This window comes from Flavobacterium sp. 83 (assembly GCF_000744835.1).
In the GTDB taxonomy this organism is placed as follows: domain Bacteria; phylum Bacteroidota; class Bacteroidia; order Flavobacteriales; family Flavobacteriaceae; genus Flavobacterium.
In genome coordinates this window covers 1,165,265-1,188,011 of record NZ_JQMS01000001.1, presented here as the reverse complement: position 1 = coordinate 1,188,011, position 22,747 = coordinate 1,165,265, and the positions used below count along the sequence as shown (strand labels likewise).

General features: G+C 34.3%; 18 protein-coding genes. 14 read left to right on the top strand and 4 right to left on the bottom strand.

Annotation, left to right across the window (positions count from 1 at the left end):
• Positions 1-224: 224 nt before the first annotated feature.
• Positions 225-1,112 (top strand): DUF1080 domain-containing protein, encoded by an 888-nt coding sequence (locus T410_RS05140; RefSeq protein WP_035669172.1) that lies wholly within the window; start codon positions 225-227, stop codon positions 1,110-1,112.
• A gap of 400 nt (positions 1,113-1,512) precedes the next feature.
• On the opposite strand, the gene T410_RS05135 is transcribed toward T410_RS05140, so the two are convergent.
• Positions 1,513-1,806, bottom strand: coding sequence for a Bor family protein (locus tag T410_RS05135; protein WP_035674133.1), 294 nt, complete (start codon positions 1,804-1,806; stop codon positions 1,513-1,515).
• A 347-nt stretch (positions 1,807-2,153) separates the two neighbouring features.
• On the opposite strand from T410_RS05135, the gene T410_RS05130 reads away from it, so the two are divergent.
• Both T410_RS05130 and T410_RS05125 read left to right on the top strand, forming a co-directional pair.
• Positions 2,154-2,879 (top strand): metallophosphoesterase, encoded by a 726-nt coding sequence (locus T410_RS05130; RefSeq protein WP_035669170.1) that lies wholly within the window; start codon positions 2,154-2,156, stop codon positions 2,877-2,879.
• A 44-nt stretch (positions 2,880-2,923) separates the two neighbouring features.
• Positions 2,924-3,421 carry a DUF6646 family protein gene (locus T410_RS05125; RefSeq protein ID WP_035669168.1) on the top strand — a complete coding sequence of 166 codons (498 nt, stop codon included), beginning with the start codon at positions 2,924-2,926 and terminating at the stop codon, positions 3,419-3,421.
• A 95-nt stretch (positions 3,422-3,516) separates the two neighbouring features.
• On the opposite strand, the gene T410_RS05120 is transcribed toward T410_RS05125, so the two are convergent.
• Positions 3,517-5,070: an aldehyde dehydrogenase family protein gene (locus tag T410_RS05120; protein WP_035669166.1), complete on the bottom strand. Its 1,554-nt coding sequence runs from the start codon at positions 5,068-5,070 to the stop codon at positions 3,517-3,519.
• A gap of 205 nt (positions 5,071-5,275) precedes the next feature.
• Between T410_RS05120 and T410_RS05115 the strand changes: the two genes are divergently transcribed.
• Entirely contained in the window at positions 5,276-6,235 is a 960-nt protein-coding gene (locus T410_RS05115) for an MBL fold metallo-hydrolase (RefSeq protein ID WP_035669165.1), read from the top strand.
• Positions 6,236-6,372: 137 nt separating this feature from the next.
• Here the strand turns inward: T410_RS05115 and T410_RS05110 are convergent, their stop codons facing one another.
• Together T410_RS05110 and T410_RS05105 are read right to left on the bottom strand one after the other, a co-directional pair.
• Complete coding sequence (locus T410_RS05110) at positions 6,373-6,912, bottom strand: 3-hydroxyanthranilate 3,4-dioxygenase (protein ID WP_035669164.1); 540 nt, start codon at positions 6,910-6,912, stop codon at positions 6,373-6,375.
• 42 nt (positions 6,913-6,954) lie between these two features.
• A complete protein-coding gene (locus tag T410_RS05105; protein ID WP_193743756.1) occupies positions 6,955-8,016 on the bottom strand; it encodes an endonuclease/exonuclease/phosphatase family protein in 1,062 nt (353 codons plus the stop codon).
• Between the two features lie 279 nt (positions 8,017-8,295).
• Between T410_RS05105 and T410_RS05100 the strand changes: the two genes are divergently transcribed.
• The 10 genes from T410_RS05100 to T410_RS05055 all read left to right on the top strand — a co-directional run bounded on the left by T410_RS05100 (position 8,296) and on the right by T410_RS05055 (position 22,636).
• On the top strand, positions 8,296-9,192 hold the full coding sequence (locus T410_RS05100; protein WP_035674126.1) for an LD-carboxypeptidase: 897 nt from the start codon (positions 8,296-8,298) through the stop codon (positions 9,190-9,192).
• 73 nt (positions 9,193-9,265) lie between these two features.
• Positions 9,266-9,625 (top strand): YraN family protein, encoded by a 360-nt coding sequence (locus T410_RS05095; protein WP_035669163.1) that lies wholly within the window; start codon positions 9,266-9,268, stop codon positions 9,623-9,625.
• Between the two features lie 107 nt (positions 9,626-9,732).
• Positions 9,733-10,389, top strand: a complete 657-nt coding sequence (locus T410_RS05090) for an aspartate kinase (protein WP_035669162.1) — start codon at positions 9,733-9,735, stop codon at positions 10,387-10,389.
• Between the two features lie 273 nt (positions 10,390-10,662).
• On the top strand, positions 10,663-11,226 hold the full coding sequence (locus tag T410_RS05085; RefSeq protein ID WP_035669161.1) for an RNA polymerase sigma factor: 564 nt from the start codon (positions 10,663-10,665) through the stop codon (positions 11,224-11,226).
• A gap of 240 nt (positions 11,227-11,466) precedes the next feature.
• Entirely contained in the window at positions 11,467-12,636 is a 1,170-nt protein-coding gene (locus tag T410_RS05080) for a FecR family protein (RefSeq protein ID WP_035669160.1), read from the top strand.
• A gap of 129 nt (positions 12,637-12,765) precedes the next feature.
• The gene (locus T410_RS05075; protein WP_035669158.1) at positions 12,766-16,029 is read left to right on the top strand and encodes a TonB-dependent receptor; all 3,264 of its coding nucleotides are present in this window, start codon (positions 12,766-12,768) and stop codon (positions 16,027-16,029) included.
• A gap of 10 nt (positions 16,030-16,039) precedes the next feature.
• Positions 16,040-17,533, top strand: coding sequence for a RagB/SusD family nutrient uptake outer membrane protein (locus tag T410_RS05070; protein ID WP_035669157.1), 1,494 nt, complete (start codon positions 16,040-16,042; stop codon positions 17,531-17,533).
• A 13-nt stretch (positions 17,534-17,546) separates the two neighbouring features.
• A complete protein-coding gene (locus T410_RS05065) occupies positions 17,547-18,623 on the top strand; it encodes a SusF/SusE family outer membrane protein (RefSeq protein ID WP_035669155.1) in 1,077 nt (358 codons plus the stop codon).
• Between the two features lie 130 nt (positions 18,624-18,753).
• Positions 18,754-20,136 (top strand): alpha-amylase family glycosyl hydrolase, encoded by a 1,383-nt coding sequence (locus tag T410_RS05060; RefSeq protein WP_035669153.1) that lies wholly within the window; start codon positions 18,754-18,756, stop codon positions 20,134-20,136.
• Between the two features lie 340 nt (positions 20,137-20,476).
• On the top strand, positions 20,477-22,636 hold the full coding sequence (locus T410_RS05055; RefSeq protein WP_035669152.1) for a glycoside hydrolase family 97 protein: 2,160 nt from the start codon (positions 20,477-20,479) through the stop codon (positions 22,634-22,636).
• Positions 22,637-22,747: the final 111 nt, after the last annotated feature.

Here is a 22,747-nt window from a genome sequence, read left to right as displayed (position 1 = left end):
AAACTATCACCAAAAATAGTGATATTTTAATAGCACTGAAATAATAATTTTAATTCTCAAATTTACATTAATTACTTTAATTTCAAATAATTAAAATGATTATTTACTCCATTAAAGTCCTAATTACTTAAAAAAAATGTGTCGGAGGGAAAATTCTATAACATTTTTATGTTGCTAATAAACAATATATTTGAATTCAAAGAATTATAAAAATTAACCGTAAAATGAAAACCATCATTAAATTATTGCTTTGTTTGATGTTCCTTTTTCCCAAAACCATTGAACTGTCTGCGCAGACATCCAAAAACAAGGATTGGACTAATCTTCTAGATTCAAATCTCAGCCAGTGGAATACGTATTTGAGTTATAAGCATAAAAATAATTACAATGGTCAAGTCCCTGTCGATAGTGAAGGAAAAGCTATTGAACCTATTGGCTATAACAAAAATGAAGCTGTTGTTTTTACTGTAATCCAAGAAAATAATGTTCCGGTTTTAAGGGTTTCCGGAGAATATTACGGTTGTGTTTTTACCAAAAAAAGTTATAAAAATTACCGACTCAAACTTAAAGTAAAATGGGGAACTAAAAAATGGGAACCCAGAACAGATAAATTGTTGGACGCCGGAATATTGTATCACTCACAAGGTCCCGCTGGAGTGGATTATTGGAGAGCATGGATGCTGTCACAAGAATTTCAATTCATGGAAGGACATTTTGGCGATTATTGGAATATTGCTAATGCTGCCATAGATATAAAAGCGTTCGCTTCAGAAGGTGTGATGAGTTCCATTGCCGATGAAAATCAATCCTTTTTACCATTTGGAACCCATACTGAAAGAACCGGTTATTGCACACGAAAAGATAATTATGAAAGTCCAATGGGTAGTTGGACCGAAGTAGAATTAATTTGCTTCGAGGGAAAAAGTCTTCATATTGTAAATGGTCATGTGGTAATGGTACTGGAAAATTCTCGTTATTGGGACGGCACCAAATTCAATCCGCTAATTGAAGGAAAAATTCAATTGCAGAGTGAAGCCGGAGAAGTGTACTACAAAGAGGTAATGATAAAACCAATTAACGAAATGCCTAAGGAATTCAAAAAATATTTTTAGGAAATCACTGCGTTTTTCTATTTCGACTGCTCGTCTTTAAACTTAAAAAACTGACTTTACCTACGATGAGAAGTTGGAGACATTTGCAAACCATAAAACTTATAATACCACTTCCTATAACTTAAACTATATTTTTCAAAATAGTATTTATGACTGAAATTGCTGATTTTTCTTTTTTCCTGGCCTTATCTTATAAGTTAAAAAACTGAATGTTATTAACATCACTAATTTCCCAATTAAAAAACCTATTCCAAAATTATTTAATTTATCAAAATGATAAATAAAAATATTTGAAATAATGTAAACTATATATATAGTAATCAACAATGATATATAAAAAAAAGTCTTCTTCATCTTTAAAAAATTTGGCGATGATACAGTATCACCGCCATTTATTATACTATTTTGTTACAGTTGTTGTTGTTGGCGTATAAATACTGAATGTAATAGCAGCAATTAAACCATTTACAAATGATTGTCTAGTGAACACGGTATAATTTTCAGCTCCGTCAGCCATTTGTTTAGAATCTGAAACTCCAACTGGTGCTAATCCCCCAATCACGTAGTGATTCCATTTTGTAACTTGTGCATTTCCTTGAGCCCCTTTACCTACAACACTTGTGTAAGAAAAACAAGACGTTAACATAATTGACATTGCAAAAGCAACTGTCATAATTTTGAATGCTTTTTTCATTCTTTTCATTTTAATTGTTTATTTAAATACCCACTTTGAGTTATTTTCAGGCATCTAATTTATTTTAAGCGGCTTAGATGTATTTCCGCATAATTCTAAATCAGATATTTATTAAGAATTGATTTTTTTGTAAAACTACTCTTAATATTATTAGTAGGGCATCACTAAAAGTGGGTATATTTCAAATGATTAAAAATGAAGTTTACTTCATTAATTTTAAGTTCTTTTGTTGAAATCAAAAAAATTGTCTAAAAATGCTTTCTTCCTAACTCTTTTACCTATTTTTATAAGTTCAAAAAAATGCTTTTCTGCTATTTTTGTATATAAATTAATTGAGACAACTAGAAATGAGAACACTCGTCATAGGCGATATACATGGTGGTTTGCATGCGCTGCACCAAATTATGGAAAGAGCCAAAGTAACCACTAAGGACACTTTAATCTTTCTGGGAGATTATGTGGATGGCTGGAGCCAATCCCCTCAGGTAATTGATTATTTGATTGAATTGAACACTAAAAATAATTGTGTTTTTATTTGCGGCAATCACGACGAATTACTCCTGCACTGGCTTAAGGACAGCAAAGACAATCTTATGTGGTACAAACACGGAGGTGAAGCAACCGTAAATGCCTATGAAACTGTTAGTCCGGAAACCAAACAAAGACATGTTGAATTCCTGCAATCCTTGGAAAATTTTTATCTTGATGAAAAAAACAGGTTATTTATTCATGCCGGTTTTACCAATATGAATGGCGTCGATTTTGAATATTTTCCAAAACTTTTTTATTGGGATAGGACCTTATGGGAAACTGCTTTGGCATTAGACAAAAACATGAAACCCGATAATTTATTCTATCCTAAACGTTTTACATTGTATAATGAAATTTACATTGGCCACACGCCTGTTTCCCGAATTGGTAAAACTACTCCCGTACAAATGGCGTGCATTTGGAATGTAGATACCGGAGCCGCTTTCAAAGGACCGTTGACAATTATGGATGTTGACAGTAAAGAATTCTGGCAAAGTGAGCCGTTAGACACGTTATATCCAAATGAAAAAGGTAGGAATTAGTTTAAATAAACTACTTTTGCGCAAAATTTTAATACCCAAAAATCATGAAAAAAATTATTACACTATCATTTTTATTGTTAGTTGGTTTTGTTAATGCACAAGCATACAAAGGAAAAGGAGACACTAAATTTGATGTTGGAGCAAACATTCAAAACGGAGGTTCCGGAATTCGTCTTTCTACTGATTACGGTCTTGGTGAAAACATGTCTTACGGTTTTGTAACTTCATATTTGTTATCAGTTTCTAATGATAATTCAGAAAACAAACCAAAATTTGGAGATCGATTTGATGCCAAAGTGAGATTCAATGCTAATTTAGGAAATGTCCTTAAATTAGATCCAAAAATGGATGTTTATCCAGGTCTTGATTTAGGGCTAAGAAATTTTGGTGCACATTTAGGTTTCCGTTATTTCTTTACCGATGGATTTGGTATTTTCTCAGAAGCTGGAGTTCCTATTGCAAAATACGATAAAACTATTACCGGTTTTGATCATTTAAACAACCAGTTTGTTTTTAATATTGGTGCTTCTTTCAATTTGTAATACTTTTTAAAAGCAAAGAATAACCAAATTTTTATCATAAAAAAAAGGCAATTTGAAAATTTCAAATTGCCTTTTTGTTTAAAATGGATTGCGTATTACAAATCAAATTTTATTCCTTGTGCCAATGGCAAACTTGTGGCATAATTAATCGTATTTGTTTGTCTTCTCATGTATACTTTCCAAGCATCAGATCCAGACTCACGTCCACCACCTGTTTCTTTTTCTCCACCAAAAGCACCTCCAATTTCCGCTCCTGAAGTTCCGATGTTCACGTTTGCAATTCCACAATCAGAACCTGTAACGGATAAGAAAAGTTCAGCTTCACGCAAATTATTAGTCATAATGGCTGATGATAATCCTTGTGCTACTCCGTTTTGAATCGCAATCGCATTCTCCACCGTTCCGGAATATTTTAATAAGTATAACACTGGAGCAAAAGTTTCGTGTTGAACGATTTCAAAAGCATTGTCAGCTTCAGCAATTGCTGGTTTTACATAACAGCCACTTTCGTATCCTTCACCAGAAAGTACGCCACCTTCCACAAGGATTTTCCCACCTTCAGCAACTACTTTTTCTAATGCTTTGTTGTACATTTCCACAGCATGCTTGTCAATTACCGGACCAACATGGTTGTTTTCGTCTAATGGATTTCCGATGCGTAATTGTTTGTAAGCTGAAACAATGGCATCTTTCACTTTATCATAAATGCTTTCGTGAATGATTAAACGACGCGTTGAAGTACAACGTTGTCCTGCTGTTCCCACTGCTCCAAAAACAGAACCTATAACGGTCATTTTAATATCCGCATCCGGTGTTACGATAATTGCGTTGTTTCCACCTAATTCCAATAATGATTTTCCAAGACGGCCTGCAACTGCTTGTGCTACGATTTTTCCCATACGAGTAGAACCCGTTGCAGAAATTAGCGGTACACGTCTATCATTAGTCATCATTTCCCCTACTTTGTAATCTCCGTTTATCAGACAAGAGATTCCTTCAGGAAGGTTATTTTCTTTGATTACTTCGGCAATTATATTTTGACAGGCAATTCCACAAAGTGGTGTTTTTTCTGAAGGTTTCCAAACGCAAACATCTCCACAAATCCAAGCCAGTGCAGTGTTCCAAGCCCAAACTGCCACTGGAAAATTGAATGCCGAAATGATTCCAACAACGCCCATTGGGTGGTATTGCTCGTACATTCTATGTCCTGGACGCTCAGAGTGCATCGTCAATCCGTGCAATTGACGAGAAAGACCCACTGCAAAATCGCAGATATCTATCATTTCCTGAACTTCACCGTATCCTTCCTGCAATGATTTCCCCATTTCATAGGAAACTAATTTACCTAAAGCTTCTTTGTTTTTTCGCAATTTATCTCCAAACTGACGCACAATTTCACCACGTTGTGGCGCTGGCATCAATTTAAATACTTTAAAAGCTTCGGTAGCGGTTTGCATTACTTTTTCGTAATCAGCAGCAGTTGACGTTTTTACTGATGCTATTAATTGACCATCCACTGGTGAATAACTCTCCAGAATTGCTCCATTTGAAAAATGGTTTATTCCTGTTGATGTTCCTTCATTTATGGCTTTTACACCCAATTGCGCCAATGCCTCTTTCATTCCGAATTGATCTGCTATTGTTATCATTGTAACTTTTTTATTAAAAATTGTTATATTTTTTTGTAAAGATATTATTTAGAGTTGAATTTTAATCGAATTAATTTGTTAAAATCGAAGTAAAATTAAATCAATTTGATGAGTTGCAATTGATTTTGCAAAAAAAAGTGTCCAATACAAAAGAAGCAACTAATTTTACAAACAGAATTTAATTTATCTACACACATTTTGAAACATGGTAATTTTAAAAAAAATCTGGATTTGTTTGGTTTTAATATCAGTAAGTACATTTGCACAAAAGGAACAAAAAACAGCTTTCCAAGTTGTACCTTTAGGAGTATATGGCGGTATTGACGAAAAAAACCTTTCGGCCTATTTACTGGCACCTTCAAACACTACTGATTTTATTTGTCTTGATGCGGGAACCATTCATGCAGGAATTGAAAAAGCCATAGCGAATAAAGTTTTCAAAATACCATCGGAAGTTGTTTTGAAAAAATATATAAAAGGGTATTTAATATCCCATGCACATTTAGATCATGTTTCTGGGTTAATTATTAATTCACCTGCCGATTCTTCAAAAACCGTTTACGCAACCAATAGTTGCATGGAAATGATGAAGCAACATTATTTCAACGGGCAAACTTGGGCTAATTTTGGAGACGAAGGAAATGGTTATCTCATCAAAAAATACCATTTTCAAACATTAAATCCAAAAGAAGAAACGCGGATTACGAGTACAACAATGACCGTAAAAGCATTTCCGCTAAGTCATGTAAATCCTTTTGAAAGTACCGCTTTTTTAATTAAAAACGGAGATGCTTATGCTTTGTATTTAGGTGACACGGGGTCTGATGCTGTTGAAAAAAGTGATAAATTAAGTTTGCTATGGACCGAAATTGCTCCACTAATTAAAAACAAGCAATTAAAAGGTATTTTTATTGAGGTTTCGTTCCCAAACGAGCAACCTGACTCTCTTTTATTTGGGCATTTAACTCCTAATTCTATCCTGAAAGAGCTTCGTGCTTTAAGTGAACTTACAGGAAAAAACGCTTTGAAAGGTTTTAAAATTATCATTACCCATATGAAACCTCCTGTTGAAAATTACGAAAAAATTAAAGCGCAGTTAAAAAAACAAAATGATTTAGAGGTACAATTTATTTTTCCCGAACAAGGGAAGCGATTTGAACTGTAAGCTAAAATTTGTTCCAAAATTGATTTATTATTAATTGATATTAATCAGCCCTAGCCCCGGTAGTAGCGGCATCCTTTTGTGGCTTTCTTTAAGCCACAAAAGATAGAGCGGATGACGGGAATAGCTTCAAATAAAAACTATTTTTGGGCTACAAACCTTGGATCGGTTTCCATAACGGTACCACATTTTTCGCAAGTTCTCAGTGCTTCTGAATTATAGAAATGCTCGAAATGAGGCAGAAAATCTTTTTCGATATTATGCAGTTCAAAATAGACTTCATGTAATTTATGATTGCAATTATCACAAAACCACAATAGACCATCCGTGTAGCCTTGCCCGGCACGTTTTCTTTCAATTACCAATCCTATCGAACCCTCAGAACGAACCGGAGAATGGGGAACTTTTGCAGGATGAAGGTACATATCACCGGCATGAAGTTCCATTTCCTTACGCTCACCATCTTCCTGAATAATCACTTTTATGGAGCCTTCCAGTTGGTAAAATAACTCTTCGGTTTCGTTATAATGATAGTCTTTACGGGCGTTTGGGCCTGCAACAATCATTACGATGTAATCACCGGATTCTCTGTATAAATTTCTGTTGCCAACGGGCGGTTTCAGCAGATGACGGTTTTCGTCAATCCATTTATTAAGGTTGAAAGGTTTTGCTATTGCCATGTTTTTTTGAATTTTGAATGTAAAGTTATGAAATTAAAAACACTACTGTTTTTCTTTGATTAAATAAATATAGACAGGAAAATGATCACTGAATCCCACCTCAGTAGCAGAATGTCGAAGTGGATATCCTTTATATTGTCCGCTGGTTTGTATCAGAAATGATTTGTTATAAATACCTGCTTTCCAAAACCGATAAGAGGAATAATCTGGCTTTACTAAGGATTGCGAAACCATGATTTGATCAAAAATATCCCATGCATCCCGATTTGCGATAGTTCCCATTCCGTTTTTGGCCATTTCTTCGAATGGATTGTAAATTCCGAGTGGTGCAACTTCAGTCTTTTTTGCTTTTGCGCCAAGCGCTACTTTTACACTTTTATTATACGGACCGTCATTCAAATCGCCTAGTGTAATGACTTTCGCATTTGGATTTATTCTTTGTAGGGAATCAATAATTTTTCTGTTTAAAGCGCCTGCAGCTTCCCTGAATGGGCTTGATTTTTTCTCTCCTCCGGAACGTGACGGCCAATGATTGACAATTATATTTATTTCTTCGCCATCCAGAAATCCAGTAACTAAGAGCTGGTCTCTTGTATATATCCGATTATTTTGAGTGCTTACCTGTAAAACATCATCGGTTTTTTCTTCAGATTCAGTTTTTAAAACGAGTGGTGTTTTTAAATTATTTTTATACACATACAGCGGGATATTGAGATAACTTGTGGGTTGAAACTGTTTTTTTTGATACAATAAAGCTACATCAATTCCTCTTTTATCTGGAGAATCAAAATGAATAATGCCGTAATCCTTATTGATTAATTTGGGTTGTTTAACTAAATCTTCTAGTACGCCTCTATTTTCAATTTCGGAACCGGCTATAAAAGTTGGTGCGTCAGGATTCTGGGCAGAACCAATTTCGGATAGAACTCTTGCCAGGTTTTCGAGTTTATGGTGATACTTTTTTGAAGTCCATCGTTGCGCACCTGTTGGCGTCCATTCATCATCATTGGTTTTGGGATCATTTATTGTATCAAAACAGTTTTCGAAATTGTAAAACGCAACAGTATGAATCATATAGTTCTTTTGCTGAGCATTCGATTTCATCAAAGGAAAAAACAAAATCAATACTAAAATGAGGTGGATAATTCTGATGTGTGTCAATAATTTATTAGCCATAAATAAAAATCAAATGGTTTCGTATATTGTAAAAATAGTCATTTGGAAATGGAACTTAAAACTATTTTGTAATTGTCTATATTTGTTTTAGAAAAAAACGCGAATATGCATGCCTCTCGATTTAGTATTAGTAGAAATTTTGTTTCATATAAATTCCTATTTCTTATTTTTGTTTTACAATCTTTTACCATTCAAGCCCATACCGAAATGATTACACCACCTATTTTACAAAAAGGAGATACGATAGCCATATTGGCAACTGCCCGAAAAAATATCGATGACAACCTTAAACCCGCTATTGATTTATTACATAGTTGGGGACTGGAAGTTGTTATTGGGAAAAGTATTGGCTTAGATGACAATCAGCTCGCTGGTACCGATGAACAACGCGCCGCTGATTTTCAGGAACAAATGGACAATCCAAATATCAAAGCAATTTGGTGTGTTCGCGGCGGTTATGGTACGGTTCGAATGGTTGATTTACTGGATTTTACTAAGTTTAAAGAAAACCCAAAATGGATTATTGGTTTTAGTGATGTTACCGTTTTACACAATCATTTGAATACAATGGGTTTCAAATCCATTCATGGTATAATGCCTATCAGTATTCCAAAAGCAACTCCTGAAGCTATTGAAAGTTTAAGACTTGCAATGTTTGGCGAGCCATTAAAATATACTATTGAACCTTTTGAAATGAATCGATTAGGTGATGCTTCTGGTGAATTAGTAGGTGGGAATTTGTCTATTTTATACAGTTTATTTGGCTCCCAATCAGCGATAGACTGCACTGATAAAATATTATTTATAGAAGACTTGGATGAGTATTTATATCATATTGATCGCATGATGATGAATTTGAAACGCAATGGTTGTTTAGAAAGTATTAAGGGAATTATTGTTGGGTCGATGTCAAAAATGAAAGACAATGATATTCCTTGGGGTAAAAATGCTCTTGAAATCATAGAGGATGTCACTAAAAAGTACACTATTCCTGTTATCTATAATTTCCCGGCGGGACATATCCATGATAACCGAGCATTGATTTTAGGAAGTAAAGTGACGCTGCATTTAGACAAAAATGCTAGCAATATAGTCTTTGAGTAAAAAATTTATTTTTGATTATTAATAACGATTTTTGATTTCAGAAGTTAAAAACTGTGGCTGAATTCTATTTTACATGGCTGAACACAACGAACTGGGAAAACTTGGAGAAGAAATAGCTGTGGAATATCTACAAAAAGACGGCTATATTATACTGGAAACCAATTGGACTTTTCAAAAAGCAGAAATTGATATTCTTGCCCAAAAAGAAAACATACTTGCTGTTATTGAAGTAAAAACCCGTTCATCCATAGAATTTGGTTTACCCCAAGATTTTGTAAAACCAAAAAAAATACAACTTCTGGTAAAAGCGGTAGACGCTTATGTAAGTAAGAAAGATATAGATGTAAACGTTCGTTTTGACATTATTGCCATCCATAAAGAAGGCAAATCTTTTGTAATTGAACACCTTATCGAAGCTTTTTATCATTTTTAATAAAAAAAATCAATGTTATATTTGTAACAAATTGTTTTTTATCTATCTTTGTCGTGATTTTTAACACTCTAACTAAGTAAAAACTACGTACAAACACCTAACCAACTATGAAAACTGTTTCATCCATTGTAGAAAATTACATCAAAACAAAGCCTTTTTTATTAAATGCTCTATCACTTGGAATCATTAATTTGACATCATTATCTCGGAACATAATGACGGAATTAGAATCTGAATTTGGTAAAGAAGTAAAACAAGGTGCGGTAGTTATGTCTTTAAAAAGACTTACAGAAGAGTTAGATTTTAGATTAAATCATAAAATCAATAAAGTAATAAAAAACATAGGAGAAATCACAGTTCGTTCTGAACTAACCGATTACACTTTTGCAGCTTCAGATACGGTGTTAAACAAACAAGCTGAATTAATTACAGATTTGAATGCTTTCCCAGATATCTTTTATACTTCATCAAGAGGTGTAAATGAAACCAATATCGTGGTAAGTAACACCATAAATCATCTTGTAGACAAACATTTTGCCAATGAGAAATTGATTCAAAAACTGGATAATCTGGCTTCGATAACCGTGAAATTACCTAAAGAAAATATAGTAGTCCCAGGAATTTACTATTTCATTTTCCAACGTTTGGCCTGGGAAGGAATTATCATCAATGAAGTAATTTCGACTTCAAATGAGTTTACCATTTTAGTAAGCGAAAATGAAGTAGATGTTGCTTTTAAAGTAATTAAAGATTTAAAGAATTAATATTTGTTATTCTAAATTTTAAAGCTTCCAGTCTTCAAAAAAGAGTGGAAGCTTTTTTATTACAAATTTTATTTTTGAATAAAACGGAATATAATTTTCGCAACAGTAATGCTAATTGGCTGAAAATTTCTTAAATAAATTAAAAATCGATTTTTACTTAAAGAAATCGATGCGAATAATATTTTTATATATTTGCCAATTAATTAAACAATTAAGAGGCTCGAATTGAGAGTGTCCTATTATAATCCAAAAAAATAAAGGGTATCCAAATTAATGCCAGAAACAAAAAACCATAGCGAACAATTATTGGTCAGTGAACTCAAAAATAACAACGAAAAAGCATTTCGTTCTCTTTTTGATTTCTACTACCAAGATATTTATGGTTATAGCATTAGTATTTTGAAGTCAAAAGAATTAGCCGAAGAAAATGTACAAGAAGTATTTTTGAAAATTTGGTTGCATCGAGAAAACTTGAATTTAGAGCAATCCTTTAAATCCTACTTGTTCACCATTGCCAGAAACCAAGCCTTTAATTTTTTGAATAAAGCTGCCAATGATGAACTTTTAAAAGAAGAGATTTTCTACAAAAGTCAAAAATCTCATGAACAGGGTGATTATTCCATTCGAGAAGCCGATTGTAAAAGACTAAAAAAACAAGCCATCAAACAACTGCCCCCAAAACGCAAACAAATTTTTAAAATGTCGCGCAAACAGGGTAAAACCTATGAAGAAATCAGTAATGAATTAGGCATTTCAGTAAATACCGTAAAAAGCCAAATGAGCAAAGCACTGGAATCAATACGTCTTTTTTTTAAAGGTCATGATGGCATTTTATAAAGCAATAAAAAAATATTAATACCTCAATCACTCTTTATGGGTGATTTTTTTTGGCTTTTTTTTAAAAAAAAATATTACGTAAAAATGAAACAATGTCAGTAATAGCAAGGAATTACAGATCACACATCTATTTGTATAAAATTATTTTATGTTAAAATTGAAAAAATTACAACGTTTGAGTAGTAGTCAACTCCACTTCAACTGTATAATATAGAACAGCATCAATAAACCCAATTCGAAATGAATGAAAATTCAGAAATACAAAAATTACTTCATAAATTTATTTTAAACCAATGCAATGTGGAAGAAAGTAATGAAGTTGTTGATTATTACAGAAAAAATAAACTCACTACTGATTTCCCAACAGTTGAAGACATAAAAATACTGATAGATGAAATTCCAGAAATGGATGGAGCGACTGCTGATAAAATATTTTCTAAAATTTTAATTAGCGCAAAAGAAACGGAATCAACAGCAATTGAAATCAAAAAGTTTCCAATGTTCAAATTCATTTCTGTTGCCGCATCGATTATCGTTTTGTTATCCATCGGTTGGTTTTTTCAACACAGTTTTTTTAAACAGAAAAACAATCCAATTATTAACAGCAATGAAATCACTTTGCAATTAGCAAACGGTGATGTTCAAATTATTTCAGCCGGTAAAAAATCTCAAGTAACCGATTCCGAAGGAAATGTTGTAGCAAACCATAATGGAAATAAAATTGCCTACGATACCGAAACCCCTTTAGAAAAACTAGTTTACAATACCATTAAGATTCCATACGGAAAACGATTTGAATTGGAATTATCTGACGGAACAATTGTACATCTCAACTCAGGAACTACCCTTAAATATCCCGTACGATTTATTGCCAGTGAAAACAGAACGGTTTTTCTGGATGGTGAAGCTTTTTTTGATGTGACAAAAGATAAAAAACACCCTTTTATTGTCAATGCAGATAAATTAAACATTCGTGTTTTAGGAACTCATTTTAATGTTTCCAGCTATCCTGAAGACAATTTAACCGATGTAGTTTTAGTAGAAGGTTCAGTAGGTTTATATACTGCAAATGAGAAATTTGACGCCAATAAAAACACCATTCTTAAACCCGGATACAAAGGTAGTTTTAATAGAAAAGACAATCATATTGAAACAAAACCTGTTATTACTGATGTTTATACTTCATGGATGGAAGGGCGATTGACATTTAAAAACATGAGCTTTACCGATATAACCAAAAAACTGGAAAGACACTACAATGTTAGTATTGTTAACCAAAACAAGAAATTGGCTAATGAGAAATTTTATGCCAGTTTTGGTGATGAACCAATAGAGAAAGTACTGAGTTACTTTAATGATGTTCACGGCATTAATTACACCATAAAAAACAATGAGATACTAATTAAATAACCCTTAAAAACCAATGAAAAATGACGAGTTAACTATTGAAGCATAAAAAAATCGGAAAGAGCTGCGAACAATTTCCGATTGAATAAGTGATTGAACCTAACTGATTAAATACAATCTATTTACAAAATTATGAAAAAAAAACCAAAGAATAGTGGGATACAATTCCCATTGTTCCAAAATAACCTAAAATTGAAACTAACTACTCTCCTTCTTTTGGTGGCTATGTTTAATATTCGAGCTAATACTTATGCACAAAAAACAAAAGTAAGTTTAGAATTAAACAACACAACCGTGGAAACGGTTATCGAAACCATTGAGCAAAAAACAGATTTTCGATTTATTTATAAAATGAATGATATTGATTTAAATCGTATCATTTCTATCCGTGTAAAGGACCAAACAATTGATATTGTTTTAGATAAACTATTCAAAGGAACTGGTACGGATTTTAAAGTTCGGGATACTCAAATTATTTTGAAAAAACCTCTTATTGAGAAAACAGATGATAAGTTTTATTTGAAAAAGACTATCAAAGGTAAAGTATCTGATGAAAATGGAATGCCACTTCCTGGTGCGTCCATTATAGAAGAAAAAACAAAAAAAGGAGTTATTACTGACGCCAACGGAAATTTTGAAATAACCGTTGAAGACAGCGATGCCATGCTTCTCATATCATATATAGGATATAAACAAAGAAGAGTTTCTGCAAATCAAGACAATAGCATTATTCAACTTTTCCCAGAAACAACTACTTTACAAGAAGTTGTATTGGTAGGTTATGGATCTTCTACCAGAAAAGATGTTACAGGTGCAGTTTCTTCAATCGCTGCAAAAGACATGAATCAAGGTGCAGTTGTCAATCCACTACAATTAATTTCCGGTAAAATGGCTGGGGTAAATATTACCCAAACGGGTAGTGAGCCAGGTACGGCACCAAGTGTAAGAATTCGTGGAATATCTTCTTTGATTGGCGGGAATGATCCTTTAGTAGTTGTAGACGGAGTTCAAGGAAATATGGATTTATTAAACCAAATTCCACCAAGTGAAATCGCGTCCATGGACATATTAAAAGATGCTTCTGCTACAGCCGTTTATGGTTCCAGAGGTGCTGCGGGTGTAATTATTGTTAGTACCAAGAAAAACAAAGCAGGAAAAACATCAATAGAATATTCTAGCTCAATGGCTGTCGATTATATCCCTAGAAAACTAGACATGCTGAATGCTGATCAATGGTGGCAACAAGCGCAATTAGTTGGCGTTCCTGCTTCGGCTAATCATGGTTCAGATACGGATTGGTATGGTATTCTTACTAAAAGTGGCGCTACACAAACGCATACATTATCTTTTGGTGGAGGAACAGATAAATTTAGCTACAGAGCTTCAATAAGTGCTATTTTGCAAGATGGAGTTGTTATTAACACCAATAATAAAAAATATATCGGTAGAATTCAAGCCACTCAATCGGCGATGGACGACAAATTAAAATTGACTTTTAATCTAAACAGTGGTATTACTAATGCAACTAATAGTATTGGAAGCATAGGAAGAGCAGCATTTACATCTAATTTAATTACAAATGCTTATGTAATGCGTCCTACGGATCCTGTTTACAATACGGATGGAAGTTATTTTACAGATCCAAATGTTTTTCAATACCTAAATCCTTATGCAGCAGCACAAACTGTTACTAATGAAGGGCAGTATGACAATTTATTTGGAAGCCTAAAAGCTGATTTAGATTTATACAAAGGTTTAACAGCAGGTTGGTTTGGAAGCTGGAGAAAAACGAATAGTACAAATGGATATTATCTTCCTGCCGAATCGACTAATGCCTATGCAATGGACCAAAAAGGATACGCTAACATTAGTAACAACAAGCAAAATGAAAGATTAATGAATATTAGTCTTTCGTATAAAAAAGTATTCGGAAATCACAGCATCAACGCTTTGGCATTATACGAATGGCAAAACCAAACCTATCAAGGTAATTTTGCGCAAGCCAAAGGTTTTATCAATGATATTGCCACTTATAACGCTTTGCAATTAGGTGATTTATCCAAAGTACAACCTGGAGATATTAGTTCTTATAAAAACGACAGAACCTTAGTTTCGTTTTTAGGACGTATAAATTACTCGTTTCTAAACCGATATTTATTTACGGCCAGTATCAGAAGAGATGGTTCTTCAGTATTTGGAGTAAATAATAAATGGGGAGATTTTCCATCAGCTTCGGTAGCTTGGCAAATAGACAAAGAGCCTTTTATGGCTAACCAAACTATTTTCAGTGAATTGAAATTACGCGGAGGATATGGTGTTACAGGGAACCAACAAGGGTTATATCCGCAAAACTCTATTTCATTAGTGGGTGGGTCTGGAGTAACTTATTTTGGAGGTCAACAAATTACCAATTTCAATGTAACTCAAAATGCTAATGCAGATTTACGTTGGGAAACAAAAAAACAAACTAACATTGGAGTAGATTTTGCTCTTTTAAACAACAGAATCAGAGGAACAGTCGATGTTTTTACAGCAACTACTGATAATCTATTATTTGATTATACTGTTCCACAACCTCCATTTCCTTACAATACAATAAAAGCTAACGTAGGAAGTCTATTGAATAAAGGACTGGAAGTTGCCTTAGGGTATGATTTGATAAAAACAGAAAACACAACACTTACACTTGCTGGGAATGTATCCTTATTGAGAAACAAAGTATTAAACTTAAGTGGCAGTATCAATGGAGTTCCGTTAAATACTGATAATGTGTCTTGGGGACCAAGTTCGTTTTTGATAGCGGGACAACCTATTGGGACTTTCAACATCTTACATCATACCGGAAAAGACAATGCAAATTCTGAAACTGTACTTGATGTTGACAAAAATGGAATCATCGATCAAGGAAATACAAGCCCGGATCGTATGATAAAAGGTTCAGCTTTACCAACTTATACGTATGCATTTAACCCCACTTTCCAATATAAAAACCTAGATGTCTCTATGTTATGGAGAGGATCAGGAGGAAACAAAATATACAATGGCCTGCGATCAAGCTTAAGTTATTTAGAAAATATTGGTAAAGCAAATATTTTAGACAGTGCCATTCCATTAGGATTATTCACTTCTAAATATGGTTCTGATTTATGGCTTGAAGATGGTTCTTTTCTACGATTAGAAAATGTAACTGTTGGCTACAATTTTCATTTTGAAAAGATCAAATATATTGAATCTGTTCGCCTTTCTCTTACCGGAAATAATTTACTGTTGATTACACCCTATTCTGGAATTGATCCCGAATTAAATATGAGTGGTAGTAATGGCTTTGGAGGCGATAATGGTATTTATCCCCGTACCCGAAGTTTTGCCTTTGGTTTGAATGTAAAATTTAAATAGTAAAAGAAAAATGAAAATCAAAAATATATTGCTAATAGGAAGCTTAAGTTTCTTATTACTTGTTGGTTGTACCAATGTTGATGAAAAAGTATATGATAAATATACAGCAGACGACTTTTATGGGTCTGCACAAGGAGCTGATGTTGCATTGGCAAGTGTTTACGCCCAAGTTGGCGGGAATTGGGATGGTGTAGGATATGCTGGAGCAGACAGAGGCTGGTATGACTTAAACTGCTTTAGTTCGGATGAACAAGTTATTCCTCATAGAACAACCGGTGACTGGGAATTGGATTTTGCTCGTTTATACAAACACGATTGGTTGCCAACGGATTCTTTTATAAACAACACTTGGAGATGGTTGTATAAATCTATTTTCAATGCCAATTTAGCCGTTAACCAATTAGAAAAATCAAATGCTGAACCTTCAAAAATTGCCGAAGCTAAAGTATTGAGAGCCTTTTTCTACTATTTATTGATAGATGATTTTGGAGATGTTCCTTTCTACACGGATAACAATATAACTGTAGATCAAATTCCACAATCAAGCCGTAAAGAGGTTTATAATTTCATCGTAAAAGAGTTAACCGAAAATGTGGAAACTCTTTCGGCTACCAAAGGAGGAAACTATTACGGAAGATTCAACAAATGGGCAGGGTACACTTTATTGGCTAAAGTCTATTTGAATGCCGGAGTATATACTGGTACTCCTGAATGGGAAAAATGTTTAGCCGCTTGTGATAAAGTGAGTGGCGGAGGATTCTCCCTTCATTCTGGTGCAGCTAATGCTTCTAGCCCAATGGGGAACAAATACTACGAATTATTTGGTGATGTACTCCCGGATGACGAAACCATATTAGCCATGTTTGCTACTGCAAATGTAGTGTCTCGCAATATTTTTACAGTTCGAAGTCTAAACGGTCCTGATGCAAAAACCTTATTAGGTTACAGTGGATGGAATGGTACTATTGTTCCTAAAGATTTCTTTTTGAAATACGATGACAAAGACATTCGTAAAAAACAATTCCGTTATGGAGACCAAGGCGGAGGAGTAAATTATTCTATTGATGTAGCTTCACTGGACAATCCTGGAGCAGCACCACAAGCAGGTGTTCGTAATACTAAATTTTACCCTGTTACACCTATGGACGGCGGTGGAGCATCAAATGATTTTCCTATCTATCGTTATGCGGATGTGTTATTAATGAAAGCAGAATGTAATGTTAGACTTGGTAATGCCGCTGCTGCAAAACCATTCATAGATTCTGTCAGACAACGTGCCGGACTTGGAATATTAGCTGCAAATCCAACATTAGACGATGTTTATAATGAGAGAGGATTTGAGTTAAACTGGGAAGGACACAGAAGACAAGATATGATTCGTTTTGATAAATTCTTATTAGCGAATGATTTCAGAGGTGTTTCTGCTAATTACAGAAAATTGTTCCCAATACCAACAGCGGCATTGGATGCAAACAAAGGAATAAAACAAAATCCAGGTTACTAAACATAGAACTATTATGAAAAAATATATAAACAAGTTATTCGTAATTTGCGCGTTACTTTTCCTTGGTGTCTCCTGTGAAAATGATGCCATACTTACCTCTCTAAAAGAAGTGAATTTTTCGGGTCCAATAGAGGCTTCGTCAAATGCTATAGTAATTTCTACAGAAAACGAAAATTTATCTGTGCTAACCCTATCATGGCCTGCAGTAACATTTCCTGTGAATGCACCTGTAACGTATGCTTTGGAATTTGATATCCCAGCAGATGCAGTAGGAGCTACAGCTTGGTCAAAAGCAGTTCGTGTAGAAGTTGGAGTAGATGTATTAAGCAAAGCTTTTTCAGGAAGTGACCTTAATAAAATGGCTATTAAATTAGGTCTTCCAGTTGATGTTGCAGGAAAAATAGTAGTTCGTGTAGAATCAACTTTGGACAGAAAAATATATTCAAATCCTATAGAATTAAGTGTAACCCCTTTTGCTAAAAAAGTGGTATTTGGAGCAATCTATATGCCGGGAAGTTACCAAGGTTGGGATGTAAATACTGCTGCTGAACTAAAAGCAATTGATAGCGGTATTTTTCAAGGATATGTGACTTTTCCAGAAACACAAGGTTTAGGATTTAAATTCACCAATGAAAGAAGCTGGAGTCAATTTTACGGAGCTGACGCCAATGGAAATATAGTTAATGGTAGTGATACTGATTTTCAAATTGAAAAAGCGGGTTCGTATCAAATGACTGTAAACCTAAACACTGCAAAATGGACAGCTACGCCTTTTTCTTGGGGAATAATTGGTACCGCAACTGCAGGTGGCTGGGACAACTCTACTAATATGACGTATGATCATCAACTAAAAGTGTGGAAATTTAAAGGGACTTTAAGCGCAGGTGCTTTAAAATTCAGGCTTAATAATGCTTGGACAATAAATTATGGCCCAAAAAACAATACTGATGGCATAATGTACATAGACAATCAAGGAGCTTATGATGTTAGTGAACCCGGTACTTATGAAGTAACGTTTTCTATACAAGAAAAAGATGCAACAACCGGTCTTTATCCTGTTACTGCTACTTACACAGTCACAAAAATCTAATAAACAAAATACTCGTTTAGCTTAAAAAATGGTTAGTTAGTGTTTTAAAAAGCATCCCTTTTTATTGAAAAAGAGGAAGGGATGCAACCATTTCTAAGTTCTTAACGGTTATTATTAAAAATCAAAAAAAATGAAATTATATATCAACATCGTTTTTGTACTTATCTTTTCTTCGGTACTAGCTTCATGCAGTTCTTCGGATAATGAGTCAACTCCAGCTCCGGCTTATCCACAATATGGAACACGGTTTGAAAAAATGCCTAAAAAAGAAGATGCCGTCATTTATCAAGTAAACATTCGTGCTTTTAGTCAGGCAGGAACTATAAAGGGGGTTCAGGAAAAACTAACTGCTATTCAAGAACTTGGGGTTAATGTTATTTATTTAATGCCTATTTATCCTGTTGGAGTCGTTCGATCTGCAGGTGGATTAGGATCTCCATATTCTGTTAAAGATTATAAAGCTGTAAATACGGATTTTGGAACTTTGGAAGATTTACGTGTTTTGGTAGAGGAAGCCCACAAAAAAAACATGGCAGTTATATTGGACTGGGTTGCTAACCATACCTCATGGGATAACGCTTGGATTACCGCTCACCCGGATTGGTATCAAAAAGATGCTAACGGAAATATTATTATTCCTCCCGGAACTAATTATAATGATGTCGCACAGTTAGATTTTACTAATACTGAAATGCGAACTGGGATGATTGATGCAATGTCCTATTGGGTTTACAGTGCAAACATAGATGGTTTTAGATGTGATTATGCTGATTTTGTTCCTCAGAATTTTTGGTCAGAAGCTATTACCGCTTTAAGAAAAATTAAGAAAAATCAGAATATATTAATGCTTGCAGAAGGATCAAAAGTGAGTCAATTTGCTGCTGGTTTTGATTATACTTTTGGTTTTAACTTCTTCAGTACTTTGGAAAAAGTTTTTAAAGAGAGTAAATCGGCTACTACTTTACAAGATTCGAATGCTACCGAATATGCTAATAATTATAATCCTGAAAATAGGATTGTTAGGTATACAACCAATCATGATGTCAACCTTTCTGATGGTACACCGTTAGAGTTATTTGGTGGAAAAAAAGGTTCTATTGCAGCATTTGTCGTTGCTTCGTACATGAATTCAGTACCTATGATTTATAACGGACAAGAAGTAGGTTACAATAAAAGACTCGATTATTTTAACCGTACCCCTATTGACTGGAGTACTGCCGATCTAGATATGCTAGCCGAATATAAGAAAATCATTGCTTTCAGAAATTCTAGCAATGCACTAAAAAAGGGGACTTACAAAGGATATAGTAGTGATGCTGTAAGTGCATTCACTATGGAAACCGCTACTGAAAAAGTCTTTGTGTTATCTAACTTAACCTCTGCAACTGTCAATTATACTATTCCCGTTTCATTATCTAAAATGACTTGGAAAGATGGATTTACCGGTGCTGCAATATCAGCTACTACTCAAATAAGTTTATTGCCGTTTCAATATAAAGTATTGAAAAATTAATGCTGAAAATTAATTTTAGGTAACATCCGTTAGCCAAAACACTATTCCATTTATTGCCGCAAAACACAAAGGCACAAAAGATTTAATTCATATCACTTTCTTGTTTTTAAGCAATTTGATAGTTTATTTAAATTTTTTAAATGCTTCGAACCTATATGCCTTTGTGCCTTTGCGTCAATTTATTAAGGATGGATTAACATCCATTCCTACAACGCTGTGAAAGTTCCACAAGAACGATTCATACCTATTTAGCGCATTCAAAAAACGGTCCTAATCTAAATTAAAGCACCATATTAAACCAGAATAGCATCCTTTATTAATTAATTAAAAAATAAAAAACATGAACTTTAGACTTAAAAAAATACGTCTTCATGCGTTATTTCTATTCGTTTGTGCAAGCCCATTATGGATGCTCGCACAAGAAATCAATTCGCCTAACAAAAACCTTGTTCTAAAATTTGAATTGAGAGAAAATGGAGTGCCTTCTTACCAATTGACTTATAAGGGAAAACCGGTTATCAAACCCAGTACTTTAGGAGTAGAAACAAAAGATGTAGCATCATTCATTGATGGATTTTCTATTACAAACACAACCCAAACGGCTGTCGATGTTAATTGGGATCCTGTTATGGGCGAACAAAAAACGATTCGTAATAATTACAACGAACTGCTAGTTACTTTGGCGCAAGCCAAAAACAATAATCGCTACATCCGAATTAGGTTTCGTTTATTCAACGATGGATTGGGTTTTAGATATGAATTTCCAAAACAAAATGATTTGAATTATTTTGTAATCAAAGAAGAACGTACCGAATTTCAATTGGCAGGAGATCATAAAATTTTCTGGATTCCGGGAGATTATGACACAAATGAATATGCTTATACCACATCAAAGATTTCGGAGATTCCTTCCTTGATGAAAAAAGCTACCGTTGAAATCAATTCCCAATGGCCAATAAAAAATTTGGCGGTACAAACACCTTCTATGATGAAATCTTCAGATGGTTTATACATCAATATTCATGAAGCGGCATTGATTAATTATCCCGCCATGTCTTTAAACGTGGATGCAACAACTTTCAAAATGAGCAGTCATCTTACTCCGGACGCTGTTGGGAATAAAGGATACATGCAAACGGATGCTCAAACGCCTTGGAGAACTATTGTGGTAAGTGATAAGGCCACTGATATTTTGGCTTCAAAACTAATCTTAAACCTCAACGAACCTACAAGTTACAAAGATGTTTCTTGGATAAAACCAGTAAAATACATTGGAATTTGGTGGGAATATTTCGTAGCTGGAAAAAGCACTTGGGCGTACGGAAAAGAGACTAATGTGAAACTAAATCAAGATTTTACTAAGCTTACGCCAAATGGAAAACACGGAGCGACTACGGAACATGCCAAAGAGTACATTGATTTTGCAGCAAAAAATGGTTTTGACGCCATCCTTATCGAAGGTTGGAATGTAGGTTGGGAAGATTGGATTAACAATTGGAAAGAAGAAGTTTTTGATTTCACAACTGCTTATCCTGATTTTGATGTAAAAGCAGTACATGAATACGCTGCCGCAAAAGGCGTAAAGATTATCATGCACCACGAAACTTCTGGAGCCGCAACAAACTACGAACGTCGTTTGGACCGTGCTTTTGAGTTTATGAATGCCAATGGATATGATGCTGTAAAAACAGGTTATGTAGGGAAGATTATTCCTCGTGGTGAACACCATGACGGACAATGGATGGTCAATCATTACATACACGTAGCGGAGCGCGCTGCCGATTATAAAATCATGATTGACAGCCACGAAGCGGTTCGTCCTACGGGGTTAAACCGTACCTATCCGAACTGGGTTGCACAAGAATCAGCTAGGGGAACAGAGTTTGAAGCCATGGGAGGATTAGCTCCGGAACACACCACTATTTTACCATTTACCCGCTTGATGGGTGGACCAATGGATTATACACCCGGTATTTTTCAAACCGATCTTACCTACTACAAAACTGGTGGAAACCAACGTGTCAATACTACTTTGGTAAAACAACTAGCTTATTATGTGACCATGTACAGCCCGTTGCAAATGGCAGCTGACATTCCGGACAATTACAATCGTTTTCCAGATGCTTTTCAGTTTATCAAAGATGTTGCAGTAGACTGGGACAATAGCTATATCCTAGAAGCTGAGCCAGGAGATTACATCACTATTGCCCGTAAAGCAAAAGGTAAAAACGAATGGTTCGTGGGTGGTATAACTGATGAAAATGCAAGAACGGCAACTATTGCTTTTGATTATCTTCCAAAAGGTAAAAAATACATCGCAACAGTTTATTCGGATGCTAAAGACGCCAGTTGGAACGAAAAACCACAAAATTATACGATTCAAAAAATCATAGTGACTTCAAAAAGTGTTTTGAAACAATACATCGCTCCCGGTGGAGGTACTGCCATCAGTATCAAAGAAGGGACTGTTTTAGAAATGAAGGGTTTAAAAAAAATCTAATTTGAAGAATAAAACACAAACCATATTGCAAACACACCTGTTTTGTAATATGGTTTATTAAACAGAATTACCAAAAAAATAAATACTAATACTAACTTAAAAACCAAAAAA